This is a genomic window from Acinetobacter sp. YH16056_T (assembly GCF_024605895.1).
GTDB classification, from domain to species: domain Bacteria; phylum Pseudomonadota; class Gammaproteobacteria; order Pseudomonadales; family Moraxellaceae; genus Acinetobacter; species Acinetobacter amyesii.
Map to the genome: position 1 here is coordinate 738,430 of NZ_CP094545.1, position 19,782 is coordinate 758,211.

Sequence of the window (19,782 nt, forward strand, 5' to 3'; positions counted from 1 at the left end):
AGCATTCTAAGATGGCTCTAATATAATTATTTTGAGCCAAAGACATGAACAAAAATAATGTCATCTGGCAACTTTTATTGGGCTACATTGCTGCATTGGGTTGTAGTGTGAGTTTTGCTCAAATTCAAGGAAATTATTTTTCACATAAGGATTGGGAAATCGCTTGTGATAATACGGGGACATGTCGCGTTGCAGGTTATCAAGCGGAAGGCAATCAGCCCGCTATTTCTGTGTTATTACAACGTGCTGCGGGAGCTCAAGCGCAAGTCAGCGCACGAGTAAAACTCGATCCTGAAACCTTCAATGCGGCAAATAAACCACTTCAACTTTACATTTTAGGTAAAAATCAGGGAACTGTGCAGCTTGATGCCAAAACCGCGGAGGGTCAGTTAAGTGCAGCTCAAACTCAAAAACTGATTCAAGCCTTACAAGCCAACCAACCAATTGTGTGGAAAGGCAACAACAAAACATGGTTATTGTCCGTGCAGGGCGCTAGTGCAGTTTTACTCCGTATGGATGATTTTCAAAAGCGCATAGGGACAAATTCGGCATTATTGCGTAAAGCCAATAACAGTTCGGTCAATGTACTCAAACCGAAAAGTATTCCGAAAGTGAATATTCAAAATTATAGTAAGGGCTTACAAACACGGTATGCCGTCAATGCGCCCACAGCCAAACAATTGTTTGGATTGATAAAGAAGAAAACGACAGTAGAAGATTGTCCTCAACTCTTTGATGCAAATTTCTTAGAGGATGATCGGGTCGTGGTGTTTCCAATCAATGGGAAAAATGCCTTGGTCGAAGTGCCATGTTGGCGTGGGGCATATAATAGTGGTAATGGCTATTGGCTGATGGATCGAAATTTAAAGCAAATCAAACAATCCGTGACCTTTTCCGGAAGTGGTTTTAGCGAAGGGCAGATTTTCTCCAATCAACGTGGACGAGGCATTGGCGACTGTCATAGTACGGGGGAGTGGTCATGGAATGGTCAGCGTTTTATCCAAACCTATATGGCAAAAACCACACAGTGCAAAGGATTTGCTGGTGGTGCGTGGGAAATTCCAACCTTGGTCTATCGCGTTCAACTCGACTCTTAATTTGAAAAAGCCCTGATATTCAGGGCTTTAAATGATATAGCGGTTTATTCTATGGGGTTTAAATAAATAACCGAGTACTTTAAAAACGTTTTGGTATTTTTTGTCCACCGACAACCGGTGATTCAGCGATTTTCAACACACCAAATAACCATGTTTCGGCATGATGAACAGCCGTTTTGAGCTCATCACCTAAGGCTAAACGCCCTGCAATAAAACTCGCCAATGAACAGCCCGAACCATGATATTCCCCATCCAGTCGTGGACAACGGGTTTCAGAGACTAATTCACCCTGAACATATAACGAGTTTTGAATATAGTCAGGCGTATTTTCATGCCCACCTTTTACTAATACCGCTTGAGCACCCATCGCAAAAAGTTGCGCAGTTGCTTTAGAAATATCCTCTTCACCTGTGAGCGCACGTAATTCTACGGTATTGGGTGTAAGCACAGTGGCAAGTGGAATTAGTTCTGCAAAGGCTTTGACCAAAGTTGCTTGATCGCCCAAAGAGCCACCACTATTGGCAACTAAAACGGGGTCGAGAACATAATGATATTCGGGATGTTCACGTAAAAACTCAGCGAGAGCCGCGATATTTTCAGTCGTTCCTAGCATTCCTGATTTTACACAGCGAATAGGGAGGTCACCGACGACAGCATGTGCTTGGGCCAGCAATAACTCACGAGAGGTTGCTTCAAACGAATACACTCGTTGTGAGTTTTGAACGGTTAATGCTGTACACGCAATGGCAGCATGTGCGCCACTTTGACCAATGGCTTCAATGTCCGCTTGCAGTCCTGCACCACCTGAAGGGTCAAGACCTGAAAAGCACAGTACAGTAGGGCGCACAATGATGTCCTTATTACACAAAATTTGCGATAGTATAGGCAACTTTGAGCGAACACTCGATAGTATTTTTGCAGAAGTGAATGGATAAGGTAAAAGCTGTGATTAAGAATATATTGATCGATCTCGATGGAACATTAACAGATCCAAAAGTTGGCATTACCACTTCAGCACGCTATGGACTGGCGAAAATTGGACATCCTATTTCGGATGAGACCAATATCGATTGGATCATTGGACCACCTTTGAAAGCCTCTTTGGCCAAAATCCTCAATGTCGATATGCATAATGTACTTGCAGATCAGGCTTTACTTGGTTATCGCGAGCGCTTTGCCGTTACGGGCTTATTTGAAAATAAAGTGTATCCTGCGGTTGCCGACACTCTAGCAACTTTACAACAGCAAGGCTTTCACTTGTACGTCGCTACAGCAAAGCCGACGGTCTATGCCCGCCAAATTTTAGAACATTTTGATTTGGCAAAATATTTTACTGTGATCTATGGCAGTGAACTGAACGGTGAGCGAACCAACAAAGGCGATTTAATTGAATACATTTTGCAGCAAGAACAGTTGGATGCGAAGGAATGTGTGATGGTGGGAGACCGTGAGTACGATATTTTAGGCGCGCGCCGTAATGCTGTGCCGAGTATTGCTGTGAGCTATGGTTATGGTAGTACAGAAGAAATTCAAATGGCTGCACCAGCGCTAGTAATTGACGGTTTTAACGATTTGATTTCGAGTATTGAGCAATTGCAGCAGCAGAAAGTGTCGTAGTTGCACCGAACCTAATGAATGATGCTGATTATTTAAAGATAATCAGCAAAATGAGCAAGATCACCCCACAGAAAAGCCATTTGAGCAAAGGAGACTCATCATTTTTGATGGTTTCTGCTTCGAGTGCGATACCATGTTTGTCGTAAACAAATACAAAATGTGCATTTGCGCTTAGAGCCATTTCTTGAATGGCTTGTAGCTCGAGTGCGCTGACTTCTTCACTTAAGCGTTCTTTTAACTGAATAAAAATAACCGGCTGTCCAAACTCATACCACTTGAAGTGGATCTGTTGTATGAGTTGGTTGAAGCACTGTTCTGCAACATGATAGTTTCGGACAAAACTTCCACGTTCTATAAAAGCCAGAGGGCAGTTTTGTTCAGCTACAATTTGATGATCACGCGTTAAAACTTGCATTTGATCATAATGAATCTGTACCCAAACTGCGTCAGGAAAAGACGCTAATTTTTCTTCTAACATTACTTTTAGGTTTCATTATTATTTTAGTGGATAGCAGTATGTCATTAAAATTTAGAGAAAAATATAGCTGAGATATAAAAAACACATCGATCTATCGAGTTTTTATCTTAAAACGTCTTTCGCAGTTTTGTCACTTTGAATTTTTAACTTCTACAATTGAAATATCTAAATCTTAAGTGTGTTTTTAAAGCCATTATCCTTTTTCTAGAAAACTGTTTCTCATCTGATTTATGTAATCGATCTTGTAACTGTTTCAGGCTTTTGAAAAAATTCAGACAGAAAACAATAAAGCTGAATGCTATGTCCAAATCATTTTTATTCCCTAGTCAGTGGCTCAAACCTTTGCACCCACGTGATCCACATGAGCATCATCGTGTCGCGACCTCTTTAGAATTGCTTTTTGACTTGATCTTTGTCGTGGCGATCGCAACAGCAGGGCAGCAACTGCATCATGCCATTGTTGAAAATCATTTAGCTCAGGGTTTAACGCTGTATGGCATGGTGTTTTTTGCCTTGTGGTGGGCGTGGATGAACTTTAGTTGGTTTGCTTCGGCGTATGATAATGATGATGCGCTCTATCGAATCTTAACTTTCGTACAGATCATTGGTTCTTTGGTCATTGCTGCAGGTATTCCAAGCGCTTTTCAAAAGCAGGATTTTGACGTAATTGTGATTGGTTATGCCATTATGTGTCTGGGCTTAGTTACAGCAGTGGTTTCGCGTTGCAAAGCATGATCTGTCCCGTCGGAAAACAGCATTACGCTATGCTTTTGGCATCATACTGGTGCAAGTGGGGTGGCTGTTCTTTCATTTTTCACCGCTGCATTTCACAGTTTATCTTTTCATTTTGCTCGGAATTGCTGAACTGTCTATCCCAGTTTTTGCAGAAGCTGCAAGCCGTACACCTTGGCATGCGCATCATATTGCAGAGCGATATTCACTGCTTACCATTATCGTTTTAGGCGAATCTATTGTCGGATGCTCGATTGCCATAACCGATGCATTAACAAATCAGCGTTTTAGTACTGAACTGATTTTTCTGATGGTGGGCGGCCTGATGATGATGTTCACCATGTGGTGGTCTTATTTTGATACCAGTATTGCAGAGCGTCTAAATAGCCGAAAAATGGCATTTACTTGGGGTTATGGACATTTCTTTGTCTTTATTAGTATTGCGGCGACTGGTGCTAGTTTAGCTGCCGCAGTCGATGTGGTTTCGCATGAGGTACTGATTAGTTCTGAAAAAGAAAGCTACTTTGTGGCGATCAGCCTCGTGATTTATACGACAAGTTTATATTTACTCCATGAATTGCATCATCAAAGTGGCTTTAGAAAACTTTTATATCCTTTAACCGTGGTGATTGTTTTGTGTATTCCGTTGTTTATTACTCCTGCGGGTTATGCAATATTTGCGATGGCAGTGGTATATGCATTGAGATTGATGTTTACAAAATGCTATTTGGCAAGATAAGTTAATGATATGATATTCATCAATAATTCGTTATATTACTGATGAAAATAACGTCCAAGAATCATCAAATAAAGATAAAACATAGAGGATTATATGAAAGGGCAAATACTCGATTTTTCTGTTCAAAATAATACAGGCATCATCAGTGGAGATGATCAGAATCGTTATCAATTTTCTGGAAGCGATTGGAAAGGACAAACTGTTCCTGCTCGTGGACAATTTGTTGATTTTGAGACAAGTGGATTGGGTTACGCAACCGATATTTACTTAGTCGCTGTGCCGAATGCTTTAGGCACGCAATACGGTCAAAAGAGTCGTATTGTTGCTGCACTCTTAGCATTCTTCCTTGGTGGATTTGGTATACATAAATTCTATTTGGGTCGTATTGGATGGGGGATTGTGTATCTGCTATTCTGTTGGACCTTTATTCCATCCATTGTTGCTTTTATTGAATTTATTGTTTATCTATGCACTTCAGATGAAGATTTTGCGCGTAAATATGGCTAAAGTTTTTTGTTAAAAGATAAGGCGCATTGTGCGCCTTATCTTATTGTTGCAGATCTCTAGCGGGTTGACCCCATTGGTTGTTCTCGGCTTTGGTGTCTGTAGCCCACCATATAATCAGTGGAATGATTCCGATGATTGTGAGCATTAAAAGTTGCCACCAACCTGAACGTCCCGTGTCATGTAGTCGACGTGCGCCAACAGCTAAGCTAGGAATAAGTAAAACGATATTGGTAATATTTTCTAGCCAAGGTTCACTGCCAATAACGAAATCGCAAATAGAGGCAAGTATAGTGACCAATATACAAAATAGCCAAAAGAACCAGAACTCTTTACGTCGAGCACGTCCTTCAAATTCAGCAAACTTTTTCAGTGGTTTGAATGACCACGCGAAAAAGTCATAGTTTTCCTCTTCTTCACTGTAGTTTGCTCGCGTATTCGTGGAAAAACTTTGTTGGTGTAATGCAATATAGACTTGAATCGCTTGCCCACTTTCATCCAAAGCAAAATCAACCTGTTCTCCACGTGTAGGTGGTCTTTGACCGCGCCATTCATGACCAGCAAATTGATAGTGTTTTCCATCTTCAGCACTAATCACCCCAGTATTAGTTTGAATCGAAAAATCTAGTATTTGTCCTTTCATATTTTTCCTGAGTTAATGTGCTGTAGATAGGGTGGCTACATAAATAGTAGCCACGATTTTTTATTTATTTGGCAGGTTGTCCCCATTGGTTTACTTCAGGTTTGGTTTCTGTTGCAAGCCAAATTAGAACCAGAATTGGTCCAACGAGCGGAATCATTTGTATTAACCAATACCAACCAGATTTATTAATATCATGTAAACGACGTACTGCAACAGAAAGGGACGGAATAACCATTGCTAAGATGAAAATACCTGTGAATATTCCTCTGGTTCTAAGCACTGAATCGACAATCAGAGTAATAATCATTGCGATAAGATAGACCAAAACAAAAAACCAATATTCTTTACGGCGTGCACGTCCAGTAAAGTTGGCATAATTTTTTAGACATTTGACAAACCAATCAATCATGTTGAATTTTGATTCAGCTTGGTCTTGGTTTGAAATTTTATCGAGGTGCTGTGAAATTTGTTGAATAGGATTACTGCTGCCAAGTGCATTGAATACTTGAACCGCTTGACCTTCGGGACTGATATCGAAATCTACATGATCGCCACGTTTAGGTGAGTTTTGGCCACGCCATTCTGCACCTGTAAACTCATAACGGTTTTGATCATCTCCACTGATGATGCCTGAATTGGTTTGTACTGAATAATCTAATATCTGACCTTTCATTCTGTCCTCTTTTATTATGTGATTTTTATTAGATTTCTTTCATAAGTCATTTTTCACTCAGCTCCAAGTTATAAATTCCAGCAATTAGATTGAATCTTAATGCTAGTCTTTTGCCTCGATTGCGATATCGCTCAGCAAGAATTTTGAAGGTTTTCAAACTGCCAAATACATGCTCAATTCCAATTCTTCTTTTATTGATTTCCTGATTATAGATTTTTAGTTCGGAATCCAGTTTACAGCGCTTCTTTGCTTTTAATGGCAACAAGCTATTTGGATACACTGTATAAATTCCCTGATAACCCTTATCCGCAAGGATAAATGCACCTGCAGGAATCTGATTCAAGTTACGTCTGAAGAGTTCGAAATCATGTACGGCACCACGACTCGTACATAAACTCAGGATTTTTTGAGTTTGATAATGAATGATGGCCTGTACTTTGAAAGTGTGGATCTTTTTCTTGCCGCTATAGCTTTTCTTCTGTTTTTTTAGGCCTTTGGATTGGAATTTCTGTGGCATCCACGATCACAACATTCCAATCGATGCCTTCGCCCTCGGGTAAATCTTTGGGTAAATTAAAGAGATTGGACCGAATCAGGCAGTCTTCAACATGACGGACAATTCTTGAGGCTGTGGGCTCTGAAACCCCGTAGCTCGTCGCAACGTGAAATAAGGTTCGGTATTCCCGCCAATAGCTTAGACAGAGCAGAACCTGGTCTTCCAGGCTTAACTTGGGCGGTCTGCCTTTGGCAGGGACATGTTTCTTCAATTGCTCAACCATCAAATAGAAAGTTGACCATGAGATGCCTGTGTATCGCTTGAACTGAGGATCAGAAAGCTTGTTTGAATCGATGTATTTCATCCGCAGATTATGCACGAATGCTAAGAAATCCGGAGTGCAAATATTAACCAAAAAGAAGATCGTTTTTTGATTTATGAAAGAGATCTATTAATTAATGTATTTTTATACCGTTTTATATTAGCAGAATATGAATTAAATTAAATGCATAGATTTGCTTGGGTGAATGAAATTCTTCATAAAAAAAGCGGAACACTTGGTTCCGCTTTTGATATTTTGCTGAAAAATTTATTACCAGCTTAACGCGCCACCAGTTTGGTAATCCGTTACGCGAGTTTCAAAGAAGTTCTTCTCTTTACGTAAGTCCATCATTTCTGACATCCACTGGAATGGGTTATTCACACCAGCAAATTGTTCAGGTAAGCCTAATTGGCTCAAACGACGGTTACAGATGAACTTCAAGTATTCTTCCATCATGCCTGCATTCATACCCAATACACCGCGTGGCATAGTGTCACGTGCATATTCGATTTCAAGCATTGTACCTTCAAGAATCATTTGAATGATTTCTTCTTGGAACTCAGCAGTCCATAGGTGAGGGTTCTCGATCTTGATTTGGTTGATCATGTCGATACCAAAGTTCAAGTGCATAGATTCATCACGTAAGATGTATTGGAATTGCTCAGCAACACCATTCATCTTGTTACGACGACCCATAGACAAGATTTGGCTGAAACCACAGTAGAAGAAGATACCTTCAAGTACGCAGTAGAACGCGATCAAGTTGCGAAGCAAGATTTGGTCGTTTTCAGGTGTACCTGTTTTGAAAGTAGGATCACTTAAAGATTGTGTATATTTTAGGCCCCATGCCGCTTTACGAGCCACTGAAGGAATTTCACGGTACATGTTGAAGACTTCGCCTTCGTCCATGCCTAAAGATTCGATACAGTATTGGTAAGCGTGCGTGTGAATCGCTTCTTCAAATGATTGACGTAAAATGTACTGACGGCATTCAGGGTTGGTAATGTGACGGTAGATTGCAAGAACCAAGTTGTTTGCAACCAAAGAATCCGCAGTCGAGAAGAAACCTAAAGAACGCATAACAATGGTACGCTCATCTTCGGTTAAGCCATTTTCAGACTTCCAAAGTGCGATGTCATGGTTCATGTTCACTTCTTGCGGCATCCAGTGGTTTGCACAACCGTCTAGATATTTTTGCCAAGCCCATTCGTATTTAAACGGTACAAGTTGGTTTAAGTCAGCGCGGCAGTTGATCATCGCTTTATCGTCAACTTGAACACGCTGAGCACCCATTTCTAGCTCTTCTAAGCCAGGTGCAACGTCTAGATTTTCTAGAGCGTTAGATGCTCTTGCCAACGGATCGGTTGGATCTGTTGGTCGATTTGTACTGGTTCGAGCGGGTTGTGCAGCTGCCAAATTCGGCGATGAGTGCTGTGCATTAGATACCACTTGCGAATCAGTCGTTTTTTGCGGTTCGACGGGCGCAGGCTGGTGAGCTTGTGCAGCTTGTTTCGGTTCATCATCTTCGAAATCGTCCCAACTTAGGATAGACATGGGATTCTCCTCACTTTATTTAAAAAGCAATGAACCCCATTTTGAAATAGAGAAGAGATTATAAACCTCTCCCTATTTCAAAACCATTTATTATGATTAATAAATGGGCGGGGTATTTACTCCTTTAATATGTTTAATAAATTTTGGTCAATTGGGAAAACCGCAAAACGGTCATCATGATCAACGCAATGCCTAAAATCATTCATGATTTCATCAGAAGATTTAGTGGTATTTAATAACCAAATCGACTTTTGTAATCTTTGGTGTTCATATAGTCCAAGAGTTTGATAAATCTTAGAATAATTTGAACGTGGTTTATTTTTTAAATCGTAACTTAAGCACCATTGGCTCATATAAAGCTCCTTTCACAATGATTGAGTTGGACTGTTTGTTTGCTTTCATTTTTAAAACTCCTAAAAACAAAGCTTTAGTTTTAAGGTGAAAATTAACAGTTGACTCAAAACTCAAAGTGAACGAAGATTTCGTTACTTTCTACTAAGAAAGTTTTCAGCCAACCGAGTTCTCGGTTATCTGAGATTGATGGAGGGGATATTGCAGTATCCCCAACATTTTTCCCAAATCCTTTCTAAATCTCCAATTACTTTCTATCTTTCATAATCTTTGATCTAGGTTTGATTGTGTATTTCTACATTATCAAAAGAAGTAATTCTGTCTATAAAACTACTTATTTTGATTACGCGATTTATATGCCTTGAACCAGAAATAGGCGATCGGGACATAAAAAGTCAAAATAAAGGAAACCACCAAGGCGATAAGCCCTAACTGATAGTTATGCGTCATATGTGGCATGGTGGTGTCCTTTATTTATTTTTAATTTTTTAAATCTCCCCAAACCCCTCTTTAAAAAAAGAGGGGCTTCCTTGAATCCAAAAGGGTTTTAGGAAGTCCCCCTTTACAAAGGGGGATTTAGGGGGATTAAAACCTGTCAGATTATTGACAAGCTTCACAATCAGGGTTGTCAATTGAACATGCCATAGGCACTGGAGCTGCTTGACCAAAACCTTCTTCTTCAGCAGCAACTTCAGCTTTAGGTTCTTCTTTCGCAACAGCAGTTACAGGTGCTGCAACAGTAGCAGGCTTAACTGCGTTCAATGCGCCAGTGTTAATGGTTGATTTCTCAGCAGAAGTCGCACCCAATGCACGTAGGTAATAAGTGGTTTTTAGACCACGTAACCATGCCATTTTGTACGTCATATCAAGTTTCTTACCGTTTGCACCAGAGATGTAAAGGTTAAGCGACTGAGCTTGGTCGATCCATTTTTGACGACGTGATGCAGCATCAACAATCCAACGTGGCTCAACTTCGAACGCAGTCGCGAAGATTGCTTTAAGCTCTTCAGGAATACGTGCAATTTTTTGAACCGAACCTTCGAAGTGTTTCAGGTCGTTCACCATTACAGAATCCCAAAGACCGCGATCTTTTAACGCACGTACTAGGTACGGGTTGATCACTGTGAATTCACCAGAAAGGTTAGATTTCACATACAAGTTTTGGAAAGTTGGTTCGATTGACTGTGATACGCCACAAATGTTCGAAATGGTTGCAGTCGGTGCAATTGCCATCACGTTTGAGTTGCGCATACCGTCTTTTTGAACTTTAGTACGTAAAGTATCCCAGTCCAAACGTGTTGTACGGTCAACTTCGAACATACGGTCAGGACGCGCTTTTTGTACGATATCTAAAGAGTCAATTGGCAAGATACCTTGATCCCAAAGTGAACCTTTAAATGTCTCGTAAGTACCACGTTCAAGTGCCAAATCGCTAGATGTTTGAATCGCGTAGTAAGAAATCACTTCCATCGATTCGTCAGCGAACTCAACCGCAGCATCAGAACCATAAGCCAATTTCATTTCGTATAAAGCATCTTGGAAGCCCATGATACCCATACCTACTGGACGGTGTTTCAAGTTCGAGTTACGCGCTTGAGGAACAGCGTAGTAGTTGATGTCAATTACGTTATCGAGCATTCGAACAGCAGTTTTAACTGTACGAGCAAGCTTTTCACGATCTAACACACCGCCTTGAACGTGTTGTACAAGGTTAATTGAACCTAAGTTACATACTGCGATTTCATCTTCGTTAGTGTTCAGCGTAATTTCTGTACACAAGTTAGAAGAGTGAACTACACCAACGTGTTGTTGTGGTGAACGTAAGTTACATACGTCTTTGAATGTGATCCAAGGGTGACCAGTTTCAAACAACATAGACAACATTTTGCGCCATAAGTCTTTCGCACGGACTTTCTTATGTAGCATGTTGGTTTCTTTCGCAATGCCTTCATAGTAAGCATAGCGTTCAGCAAATTCTGCACCTGTTAGGTCATGCAAATCAGGTGTTTCAGATGGTGTGAACAGAGTCCATTCAGCATCTTCGAATACACGTTGCATAAACAAATCAGGAACCCAGTTCGCTGTGTTCATGTCGTGTGTACGACGACGGTCATCACCCGTGTTCTTACGAAGTTCTAGGAATTCTTCGATGTCCAAGTGCCAAGTTTCAAGGTATGCACATACTGCACCTTTACGTTTACCACCTTGGTTGACTGCAACAGCAGTATCGTTGGCAACTTTAAGGAACGGTACAACACCTTGTGACTTACCATTTGTACCTTTGATGTACGAGTTAAGCGCACGAACTGGTGTCCAGTCATTACCTAAACCACCCGCCCATTTAGACAACATTGCGTTATCACGCATTGCGCCATAAATGTTGTAAAGGTCATCTGAAATCGTTGTTAAGTAACAGCTAGATAACTGTGGACGTAAAGTACCAGAGTTAAATAGAGTAGGCGTAGATGCCATGTAATCGAAGCTAGACAATAAGTTATAGAATTCGATTGCACGTTCTTCACGGTTTTCTTCGTTCAATGAAAGACCCATTGAAACACGCATGAAGAATAATTGTGGTAATTCGAAACGTACACCATCTGAATGGATGAAGTAACGGTCAAATAAGGTTTGTAGACCTAAATAAGTAAATTGGTTTGAGCGTTCTGGTTGAATCGCAGCAGCCAATTTTGCAAGGTCAAAGTTAAGTAGTTCTGGAGAAAGAAGATCAAGCTCGATACCTTTCTTCAAGAAAGTTTCTAAAGCATCGCCTTCATTCGTGTCAGTATCTAAACCTAAGAACTCTAACCCTGTAGCAACAAGGTCATTACGCAATAAACGCGCAGTCACATAAGTATAGTTTGGTTCTTGTTCGATACGTGTACGAGTAGCCATCATCATGGTCGTTGAGATGTCTGACTCTTTTACGCCGTTATAAAGGTTTTTTACAGTCTCATCGATAATCGCTCGAACATCGATGCCTTCTAAACCTTCAGCTGCTTTAACAATATTTGCCTCAAGTGCGCCAAGATCAAGCGGTTTAAGCTGACCGTTTGAACTTGTCACTTGTAAAGTAGGGTGGTGGTGAGCACCAGTTTGTTTACGAGCTTCGGCACGTTGTTCGCGGTAAATCACGTAAGAGCGAGCAACTTTTTGCTCACCTGTACGCATAAGCGCAAGTTCAACCTGATCCTGAATTTCTTCAATATGAATGGTACCGCCAGAAGGTAAACGACGGTTAAAGGTATTCAATACCATCTCAGTTAATTGAGAGATACGGTCATGAATACGGCTGGAGTCAGCGCTTTGCTGGCCTTCAACGGCCAAGAACGCTTTACCAATCGCCACAGAGATTTTTTCTGCATCAAAAGGTGCAACGTCACCGGTGCGTTTAATCACCTGAATTTGACCAGGGGTTGAATTCGTTACGCTCATGCTAGCATAGCTCCATTTGTCATCTATTTTTATGTTAGGACCGTTTGAACTGGGCAATTTTTATGCCACAGTGTTTGAGGTTTAAACACAAGACCTAGTGGTTTAAAAATTTATTGAACACAAGATACGGGAAAATTCAGGGTATATCAATATTGACATTTTACTAAATGCTTTGAACTTTTCTGGCAGAAATCCATCTCAAAAAATCCCTATTTTTTATCTTTGTTATATATGCCTTATCCGACAAGGGCATAGCATAGCAAAGTCGAAAAAGAGTGCTTATAGATAACATTGTGGATAACTTCAGAAAGCCTAAAAAGTTGTGAATTAATCAGTCAGTTTTTATTCGATGAAAATGTATCCAAATTTATAATTGTTGGTATTGTGAGCAATAGGGCATGGAAATGATTGGTAAATACGGCTGCAAAAATGTAGCAGGTTAAAATTTATTACAAAATACGATATTGATGTATCAGTTTGGTGAATGCCATCTTGTTTACAATGTAAACGTGTGTATATTGCAAACTATGTTTAAGCGTATCTATCGGATTTCAAATAGGATACGCCCAATCAAATAAGGGGCAATCAATGAGCCAAGAAGAAAAGTTACCTAAAATTTTAATTGTTGAAGACGATGAGCGTCTTGCTCGTTTAACTCAAGAATACTTAATCCGTAACGGACTTGAAGTTGGGGTAGAACCAGACGGTAATCGTGCGATTCGCCGTATTATCGCTGAACAACCAGATATGGTATTACTCGACGTGATGCTTCCGGGTGCAGATGGTTTAACCATTTGTCGTGAAGTTCGTCCACACTACCATCAACCAATTTTAATGTTGACTGCACGTACCGAAGACATGGACCAAGTGTTGGGTCTAGAAATGGGTGCAGATGATTATGTTGCAAAACCTGTTCAACCTCGCGTTTTACTTGCGCGTATTCGTGCATTATTACGTCGTACAGATAAAGCACCAGAAGATGAGGTTGCACAGCGCATCGAATTTGATGATCTTGTAATTGATAATGGTGGTCGTTCTGTCACACTCAATAATGAGTTGGTTGACTTTACTAGTGCGGAATATGACCTTTTATGGTTATTGGCATCTAATGCGGGTCGCATTCTTTCTCGTGAAGATATCTTTGAGCGTCTTCGTGGTATTGAATACGATGGTCAAGACCGTTCAATCGACGTGCGTATTTCACGTATTCGTCCAAAAATTGGCGATGATCCTGAAAACCCGAAACGTATTAAGACCGTACGTAGTAAAGGTTATTTATTCGTAAAAGAAACCAACGGCATTTAATGTAAAATGCCGTCCCTCAGTTTGGCAAAGTAGGACACTTTTTACGTGTTTAAACACAGTATATTTTTGCGCGTCTACGCGGGACTACTGATATTAGTCTTCTTAGTCGCTACATTTGGCTATTTGCTGGTACAGATCATCAACTACCAGCGCGCGCAAGAATATCGTGAATCGCTTACTGACGGTTTGGCTTTCATTATAAGTGAAGGTATTGCACGTCAGCCAAATGAACAACAAAAGTCAGATTGGGTGTCAGATGCATCTGATCTACTTGAGTTGCCTATTTATTATGTAAAAGCTAATCAGGTTGATTTAACCCGAGCGGAAACCAAGCGTATAGAAGAGCGCAAAGCTGTGGTGCGTTGGGACGCACAAACTACGGCAGCCTATATTATTATTGGCTTAAAAGATGACCCTGCGCATCTGCTGTATATCAAAGCCGATAATATTTCAGAACGCCAAATGAAGGCGTTGCCTGTCTTTATACTGGATTATTTGGTGTATTACCCAGGTCAAGAAAAACAATATCTTGAAAAAATTCAGCATCATTTTTCATATCCAATTTCAATTCAAAATGTTCAGAGTTTACCTTTAGATTCTGAGCAAATCGGCCGATTACGCTTAGATCACAGCATTATTTTGTATCGTGACAGTGCGACGGAGCGCGGCACGACCATTTCGATTGTATCGCCAATTCCAAGTTCAACTTCAGAAGTCTTGGTCATGGGGCCGGTACCATTATTTAATTGGATGCCTTTCCAGTTGGCAGCCGGTATTACGCTACTAAGCTTATTTGTCTTGAGCTTGGGTGTTTATGGTCTATTGGTGCCGATGCAACGTAAGTTACGTGCTGTAAATTATGCGTTAAATAAAATGAAGGGCGGGGACTTAACTGTACGTCTGCCTGTCGAAAGTACCGATGAATTTGGTACTTTAGCATCGAGTTATAACTCGATGTCAGATCATATTGAGCGTTTAATTGAAGCACAGCGTGAGTTGATGCGCGCGGTATCGCATGAGCTGCGAACACCTGTGGCGCGGATTCGCTTTGGTGTAGAAATGATGGCGGATGAAGATGACTATGACTACCGTCAGCAGCAAGTTGAACAAATCGACAAAGATATCGAAGCCCTCAATACCTTAATTGATGAAATCATGACTTATGCCAAGCTCGAACAAGGCATGCCATCTTTAGAGTTTGAAGATGTCAGCTTGTTTGAAGTTTTAGATCAGGTCTTGATTGAAACCGAAGCCTTAAAGACTGGGAAAACTTTGGAATTGCAAGCACCACCAATTGGGGTGATTGTGGAAACTGAGCGTCGTTACTTGCATCGCGTTGTACAAAACTTAGTGGGCAATGCAGTGCGTTATTGTGATGATAAAGTGCTGATCAGTGGTGGTGTGAATGATGAAGGCATGGCCTATATCTGTGTTGAAGATGATGGCCCCGGCATTCCAGAAGAAGATCGTAAGCGTATTTTTGATGCCTTTGCACGCTTAGATGATAGTCGTACCCGTGCTTCAGGGGGCTATGGTTTAGGTTTATCGATTGTCAGCCGTATTGCTTACTGGTTTGGTGGAACAGTTGGTATTGATGAAAGTCCAACTTTAGGTGGGGCGCGTTTTACCATGACATGGCCTGCGACACGTTTTAAGAAAAATAAACCGAAGCTAGATGGTAAAGAGCTTAGTGCCAATGACAGCTAAGCGAGCTAAGAAATCTAGCTCAGCTGCATTTAGCGAATGATACATATAAAAAAGCCATTCAATTTGAATGGCTTTTTTATATCAGGTTTTTACTTATTCGGTAATCGTTGCATCAGGTTCAATAATGGGTTTGCCATTTTTCAGAGCAGAAAGGGCATCTGTATTGAAATCGATGAGTAAAGAGTTGTTTTTTGCATCGATAGAATAATTGCTAATGAGTTTTTGGTCGCCGTTTAGGGTTTCAAGTTTATATTCATCTGCAATATTCATAATCCCGCTAAGGTTGGTGGTTGCAGAAGCTAAATCTTGACGTAATAACTCATAGATATCACGTAAATCAAAAATGGCATTTTGAGCATCAGGGTGCTTATCTAAGTAGTTTTTAATATGGTGAATCACCAATTGCGCAGATAGAAAATAATCAGGTTTATGCGTAAATTCTAAAGTCATTATTGTCTCTCCGTTGTGATTGCTTTTTGTGTTTTAACTACAAATATCACACTCTTTATAGGTCGTGTCAAAGAATTGCAAAAAAGCCACAAGAAGCTAAAAAAATGTCTTTTTACATAGAACCAATACAGCTGGCTTTTCATTTGAAGAAAAGATCAAAAGCAAAAGAAGTGAATAAAGAAACAACAAAGTTGAGGTGGGGGAGTATTTATTTAATAAATGACACAGTTGATAAAAATACGCCAATTTGAACGTGTATGCTGAGAAATGAAGGGTTTGTTGATGAAACTGAACAGTCATAATTTTCTGATAAAATCACATAAATGTAATAATTAATAAAAAAATGCAATCTAATCTAATTAAGCGATTAATCCTAATTTTAAGGGAGTAAACCCAATTTAAATGCTGAAATGATTAAAAAATCATCCTAAAGACGAATACCGATAAGCTAGCAAGAAGCCTCCTCAATCAGGTACAATTGGCGGGATTAATTTTGTGTTTGGTGTATTTGAAGGCCAATACATACATTCTTTGTTAATAAATAGGCCTGCCAGGAGTTATCCCCGCATGAGTGCCATTACTCCATACGATTGGGCAATTATTGCCTTCGTGATCGGCGTTACATTCCTTTGCGTCTTTATGCTGACCGTCCCTTTACTCCTTGGGGGTAAATCATGGGGTCGTGCTAAGCAAGAGCAGTTTGAGTCAGGTGTAGTAGGTGCTGGTGGTGCACGTATTCGCTTGTCTGCGAAATTCTATTTAGTTGCAATTTTCTTCGTCGTGTTTGATATCGAAGCACTTTATCTATATGCATGGTCTACTTCTGTTCGTGAAGCAGGCTGGTTTGGTTTTACTACCGTGGTTATTTTTGTGGTCGATTTATTGATTGCTTTAATTTACGCGGTAAAAGTAGGTGCATTAGATTGGGCGCCTTCTGATAAGCGTAAAGCTGCAGGTAAAGCGTTGAAAATTGGTTCACCAAATATGGACATCGCAGAAATCACACGCTTTAACTCTATTGAAGAGTTGGTTATGGACCCTACAGGTCAAATTCCAGCGCAATCATCTGGTCGTGTGAAATCTAAGTCACCGACTGCATCATCTGACAAGGAGTAAGACGGGATGAAATATACATTAACCCGTGCGAATCCGGATGCTGATCAATATCCACTTCAAGAGCGTCAAATCGTTACCGATCCGCTTGAAGAAGAAGTGAATAAAAATGTGTTCATGACTCGTTTAGAGGATGTTGCACATACAGCAGTAAACTGGGGTCGTAAAAACTCAGTTTGGCCGTTTAACTTTGGTACATCTTGCTGCTACGTAGAGTATGCAACGACTTTAACAGGCGTGCATGACTTGTCACGTTTCGGTGCCGAGGTTATTCGTGCTTCACCACGTCAGGCTGACTTGATGATTGTTGCAGGTACATGCTTCATGAAAATGGCGCCTGTAATTCAACGTTTGTACGAGCAAATGCTTGAGCCTAAATGGGTAATCTCAATGGGCGCATGTGCAAACTCTGGTGGTATGTACGACATTTATTCAGTTGTACAAGGTGTGGATAAAATCATCCCTGTCGATGTGTATATCCCGGGTTGCCCACCACGTCCTGAAGCTTTAATTCAGGCATTGATGTTATTGCAAGACCAGATTCAACTTGAGCGCCGTCCTTTATCGGCCGTGATTGGTGATGATCTTAAGCCAGTGTATAAGCCAAAGATGATGCCAGAACGTGACCGTAAGAACGCACAGCGTATTGCAGTGAAAAACTTACGCTCAATGGATGAAATTAAATAATCACTGCGACGAAATATTGATACACCCGGACTGGGTGTAATTGTCGTTTTGATTGACTGAATTTGTATTAAATAGGAAGCCAAGCCAATGGCTGAAACTGACATTGCTATGCCAGAATCAACTCCAGTTGATTCCCGCCCTGCATTTGCAATTGTAGAAGAGCTCAAAACCAAATTTGGTGAGAACTTCTACGTGCAAACGACTTTTGAAGACTTTCCAACAGTCTGGGTTGAGCGCGCACGTGTACAAGAAGTTTTAATGTTCTTGCGTACGGTGTCACGTCCATACGTGATGCTGTTTGACTTGTCTGCGGTTGATGAGCGTTTACGTACACACCGCGATGGTCTGCCTGCATCTGACTTCACTGTGTTCTATCACTTGTTATCGTTAGAGCGTAACAGTGATATTCGTATCAAGGTTGCATTAGCTGAGAATGATGTAAACATTCCAACGGCAACCAATATTTGGCCGAATGCCAACTGGTACGAACGTGAAGCTTACGACATGTTTGGTATCAACTTCGAAGGGCATCCAATGCTCCGTCGTATCTTGTTGCCAACATATTGGGAAGGTCACCCGTTACGTAAAGAATATTCTGCACGTGCGACCGAATACACGCCTTATCGCCAAAACCAAGCGAAACAGGATTACGAACAAGAACATCTTCGTTTCGTACCTGAAGATTGGGGTATGAAGCGTGGGAACGATGATGAAGACTTCATGTTCCTAAACTTGGGTCCTAACCATCCATCTGCGCACGGTGCCTTCCGTGTGATCTTGCAGTTGGACGGTGAAGAAGTGAAAGACTGTGTTCCTGACATCGGCTATCACCACCGTGGTGTGGAAAAAATGGCTGAGCGTCAAACATGGCACTCATTCATTCCGTATACAGACCGTGTTGACTACTTAGGTGGTTGTGCGCAAAACATGCCTTACGTTCTTGGCGTAGAGCAAATGGCAGGGATTACCGTTCCTGACCGTGCACAATGTATCCGTGTCATGATGTCTGAATTGTTCCGTATCAATAACCACTTGTTGTTCATTGGTACTGCGATTCAGGATGCCGGCGGTATGACCCCTGTATTCTATATGTTCGCTGACCGTCAAAAAATCTATGACGCGATCGAAGCGATCACGGGTTACCGTATGCACCCAGCATGGTTCCGTATCGGTGGTACAGCGCACGACTTGCCAAACAACTGGCAGCACCTCATTCGCGAAATCCTAGATTGGATGCCGAAGCGTATGAACGAGTACTACACTGCGGCACTGAAAAACTCAGTGTTTATCGGTCGTACCCGTAATGTTGCTCAGTATGATGCAAAATCAGCATTGGCTTGGGGTGTAACAGGTACAGGCCTACGTGCTACAGGTATCGACTTCGACGTTCGTAAATATCGTCCGTATAGCGGCTACGAAAACTACGACTTCGATGTGCCTTTAGAGTACGAAGGCGATGCTTATGCACGTGTTCTTGTTCACTTCCGTGAAATTGAAGAATCACTGAAAATCATCAAACAATGTTTAGACAACATGCCTTCTGGTGCATACAAAGCAGACCATCCATTGGCTGTTCCACCACCAAAAGATAAAACTTTACAAGACATCGAAACATTGATTACGCACTTCTTGAGCGTGTCATGGGGTCCTGTAATGCCAGCAGGCGAAAGCTCTGTAATGGCGGAAGTGGTAAAAGGTGCGTCGAACTACTACTTGACTTCAGATAAGTCAACGATGAGTTACCGTACACGTATCCGTACACCAACCTTCACGCACTTACAGCAAATGCCTTCTGTGATTAACGGCAGCTTAATGTCTGACTTAATCATTTATTTAGCGACAATTGACGTCGTAATGGCTGACGTGGATCGCTAAGGGGTAA

At 41.1% G+C, this 19,782-nt stretch carries 18 protein-coding genes and 1 pseudogene; 9 read left to right on the top strand and 10 right to left on the bottom strand.

The window, feature by feature from the left end; translation table 11 throughout:
* Positions 1 to 44 precede the first annotated feature (44 nt).
* On the top strand, positions 45 to 1,097 hold the full coding sequence (locus MST17_RS03615) for a DUF1176 domain-containing protein (RefSeq protein ID WP_180021350.1): 1,053 nt from the start codon (positions 45 to 47) through the stop codon (positions 1,095 to 1,097).
* 79 nt (positions 1,098 to 1,176) lie between these two features.
* Here the strand turns inward: MST17_RS03615 and MST17_RS03620 are convergent, their stop codons facing one another.
* The gene (locus tag MST17_RS03620) at positions 1,177 to 1,944 is read right to left on the bottom strand and encodes a hydroxymethylpyrimidine/phosphomethylpyrimidine kinase (RefSeq protein WP_180027253.1); all 768 of its coding nucleotides are present in this window, start codon (positions 1,942 to 1,944) and stop codon (positions 1,177 to 1,179) included.
* Between the two features lie 98 nt (positions 1,945 to 2,042).
* On the opposite strand from MST17_RS03620, the gene MST17_RS03625 reads away from it, so the two are divergent.
* Positions 2,043 to 2,714, top strand: coding sequence for an HAD-IA family hydrolase (locus MST17_RS03625; RefSeq protein WP_180009333.1), 672 nt, complete (start codon positions 2,043 to 2,045; stop codon positions 2,712 to 2,714).
* A gap of 28 nt (positions 2,715 to 2,742) precedes the next feature.
* Here the strand turns inward: MST17_RS03625 and MST17_RS03630 are convergent, their stop codons facing one another.
* Positions 2,743 to 3,192, bottom strand: a complete 450-nt coding sequence (locus MST17_RS03630) for a hypothetical protein (protein ID WP_180004736.1) — start codon at positions 3,190 to 3,192, stop codon at positions 2,743 to 2,745.
* A gap of 300 nt (positions 3,193 to 3,492) precedes the next feature.
* On the opposite strand from MST17_RS03630, the pseudogene MST17_RS03635 reads away from it, so the two are divergent.
* A pseudogene (locus MST17_RS03635) lies at positions 3,493 to 4,663 on the top strand (low temperature requirement protein A).
* A gap of 93 nt (positions 4,664 to 4,756) precedes the next feature.
* A complete protein-coding gene (locus tag MST17_RS03640; RefSeq protein WP_218947267.1) occupies positions 4,757 to 5,170 on the top strand; it encodes a TM2 domain-containing protein in 414 nt (137 codons plus the stop codon).
* 40 nt (positions 5,171 to 5,210) lie between these two features.
* On the opposite strand, the gene MST17_RS03645 is transcribed toward MST17_RS03640, so the two are convergent.
* The 7 genes from MST17_RS03645 to MST17_RS03675 all read right to left on the bottom strand — a co-directional run bounded on the left by MST17_RS03645 (position 5,211) and on the right by MST17_RS03675 (position 12,638).
* Positions 5,211 to 5,810: a DUF805 domain-containing protein gene (locus MST17_RS03645; protein WP_168378560.1), complete on the bottom strand. Its 600-nt coding sequence runs from the start codon at positions 5,808 to 5,810 to the stop codon at positions 5,211 to 5,213.
* A 64-nt stretch (positions 5,811 to 5,874) separates the two neighbouring features.
* Entirely contained in the window at positions 5,875 to 6,483 is a 609-nt protein-coding gene (locus MST17_RS03650; RefSeq protein WP_180004739.1) for a DUF805 domain-containing protein, read from the bottom strand.
* 46 nt (positions 6,484 to 6,529) lie between these two features.
* Entirely contained in the window at positions 6,530 to 7,000 is a 471-nt protein-coding gene (locus tag MST17_RS03655; RefSeq protein WP_257246855.1) for a transposase family protein, read from the bottom strand.
* Entirely contained in the window at positions 6,948 to 7,343 is a 396-nt protein-coding gene (locus MST17_RS03660) for a transposase family protein (RefSeq protein ID WP_071851480.1), read from the bottom strand. Before MST17_RS03660 ends, MST17_RS03655 begins: the two co-directional genes overlap by 53 nt.
* Positions 7,344 to 7,571: 228 nt before the next feature.
* Entirely contained in the window at positions 7,572 to 8,855 is a 1,284-nt protein-coding gene (locus MST17_RS03665; RefSeq protein WP_078191110.1) for a ribonucleotide-diphosphate reductase subunit beta, read from the bottom strand.
* Between the two features lie 116 nt (positions 8,856 to 8,971).
* Complete coding sequence (locus MST17_RS03670) at positions 8,972 to 9,208, bottom strand: CRISPR-associated protein Cas2 (RefSeq protein ID WP_180025856.1); 237 nt, start codon at positions 9,206 to 9,208, stop codon at positions 8,972 to 8,974.
* A gap of 598 nt (positions 9,209 to 9,806) precedes the next feature.
* Complete coding sequence (locus tag MST17_RS03675; RefSeq protein WP_180025855.1) at positions 9,807 to 12,638, bottom strand: ribonucleoside-diphosphate reductase subunit alpha; 2,832 nt, start codon at positions 12,636 to 12,638, stop codon at positions 9,807 to 9,809.
* Between the two features lie 588 nt (positions 12,639 to 13,226).
* Between MST17_RS03675 and bfmR the strand changes: the two genes are divergently transcribed.
* Entirely contained in the window at positions 13,227 to 13,943 is a 717-nt protein-coding gene (gene bfmR, locus MST17_RS03680; protein WP_067764711.1) for a response regulator transcription factor BfmR, read from the top strand.
* A 45-nt stretch (positions 13,944 to 13,988) separates the two neighbouring features.
* Entirely contained in the window at positions 13,989 to 15,650 is a 1,662-nt protein-coding gene (gene bfmS, locus MST17_RS03685; RefSeq protein ID WP_180025854.1) for a sensor histidine kinase BfmS, read from the top strand.
* A gap of 93 nt (positions 15,651 to 15,743) precedes the next feature.
* On the opposite strand, the gene MST17_RS03690 is transcribed toward bfmS, so the two are convergent.
* Entirely contained in the window at positions 15,744 to 16,100 is a 357-nt protein-coding gene (locus MST17_RS03690; protein WP_180025853.1) for a hypothetical protein, read from the bottom strand.
* A gap of 567 nt (positions 16,101 to 16,667) precedes the next feature.
* Between MST17_RS03690 and ndhC the strand changes: the two genes are divergently transcribed.
* The 3 genes from ndhC (at position 16,668) to nuoC (ending at position 19,775) form a co-directional block, all read left to right on the top strand.
* Positions 16,668 to 17,216, top strand: a complete 549-nt coding sequence (gene ndhC, locus MST17_RS03695) for an NADH-quinone oxidoreductase subunit A (RefSeq protein ID WP_078191106.1) — start codon at positions 16,668 to 16,670, stop codon at positions 17,214 to 17,216.
* Positions 17,217 to 17,222: 6 nt separating this feature from the next.
* Positions 17,223 to 17,900, top strand: a complete 678-nt coding sequence (locus tag MST17_RS03700; RefSeq protein WP_078191105.1) for an NADH-quinone oxidoreductase subunit B family protein — start codon at positions 17,223 to 17,225, stop codon at positions 17,898 to 17,900.
* Positions 17,901 to 17,987: 87 nt separating this feature from the next.
* Entirely contained in the window at positions 17,988 to 19,775 is a 1,788-nt protein-coding gene (gene nuoC, locus MST17_RS03705; protein ID WP_078191104.1) for an NADH-quinone oxidoreductase subunit C/D, read from the top strand.
* Positions 19,776 to 19,782: the final 7 nt, after the last annotated feature.

Excerpts from the sequence above, each read along its gene's own strand:
- MST17_RS03655 (WP_257246855.1), bottom strand. The coding sequence starts at position 7,000 with ATGCCACAGAAATTCCAATCCAAAGGCCTAAAAAAACAGAAGAAAAGC.
- MST17_RS03660 (WP_071851480.1), bottom strand. The coding sequence starts at position 7,343 with ATGAAATACATCGATTCAAACAAGCTTTCTGATCCTCAGTTCAAGCGA.
- MST17_RS03700 (WP_078191105.1), top strand. The coding sequence starts at position 17,223 with ATGAAATATACATTAACCCGTGCGAATCCGGATGCTGATCAATATCCA.
- MST17_RS03665 (WP_078191110.1), bottom strand. The coding sequence starts at position 8,855 with ATGTCTATCCTAAGTTGGGACGATTTCGAAGATGATGAACCGAAACAA.
- MST17_RS03650 (WP_180004739.1), bottom strand. The coding sequence starts at position 6,483 with ATGAAAGGTCAGATATTAGATTATTCAGTACAAACCAATTCAGGCATC.
- MST17_RS03690 (WP_180025853.1), bottom strand. The coding sequence starts at position 16,100 with ATGACTTTAGAATTTACGCATAAACCTGATTATTTTCTATCTGCGCAA.
- ndhC (WP_078191106.1), top strand. The coding sequence starts at position 16,668 with ATGAGTGCCATTACTCCATACGATTGGGCAATTATTGCCTTCGTGATC.
- bfmR (WP_067764711.1), top strand. The coding sequence starts at position 13,227 with ATGAGCCAAGAAGAAAAGTTACCTAAAATTTTAATTGTTGAAGACGAT.
- MST17_RS03670 (WP_180025856.1), bottom strand. The coding sequence starts at position 9,208 with ATGAGCCAATGGTGCTTAAGTTACGATTTAAAAAATAAACCACGTTCA.
- nuoC (WP_078191104.1), top strand. The coding sequence starts at position 17,988 with ATGGCTGAAACTGACATTGCTATGCCAGAATCAACTCCAGTTGATTCC.
- MST17_RS03675 (WP_180025855.1), bottom strand. The coding sequence starts at position 12,638 with ATGAGCGTAACGAATTCAACCCCTGGTCAAATTCAGGTGATTAAACGC.
- MST17_RS03640 (WP_218947267.1), top strand. The coding sequence starts at position 4,757 with ATGAAAGGGCAAATACTCGATTTTTCTGTTCAAAATAATACAGGCATC.
- MST17_RS03630 (WP_180004736.1), bottom strand. The coding sequence starts at position 3,192 with ATGTTAGAAGAAAAATTAGCGTCTTTTCCTGACGCAGTTTGGGTACAG.
- MST17_RS03615 (WP_180021350.1), top strand. The coding sequence starts at position 45 with ATGAACAAAAATAATGTCATCTGGCAACTTTTATTGGGCTACATTGCT.
- MST17_RS03645 (WP_168378560.1), bottom strand. The coding sequence starts at position 5,810 with ATGAAAGGACAAATACTAGATTTTTCGATTCAAACTAATACTGGGGTG.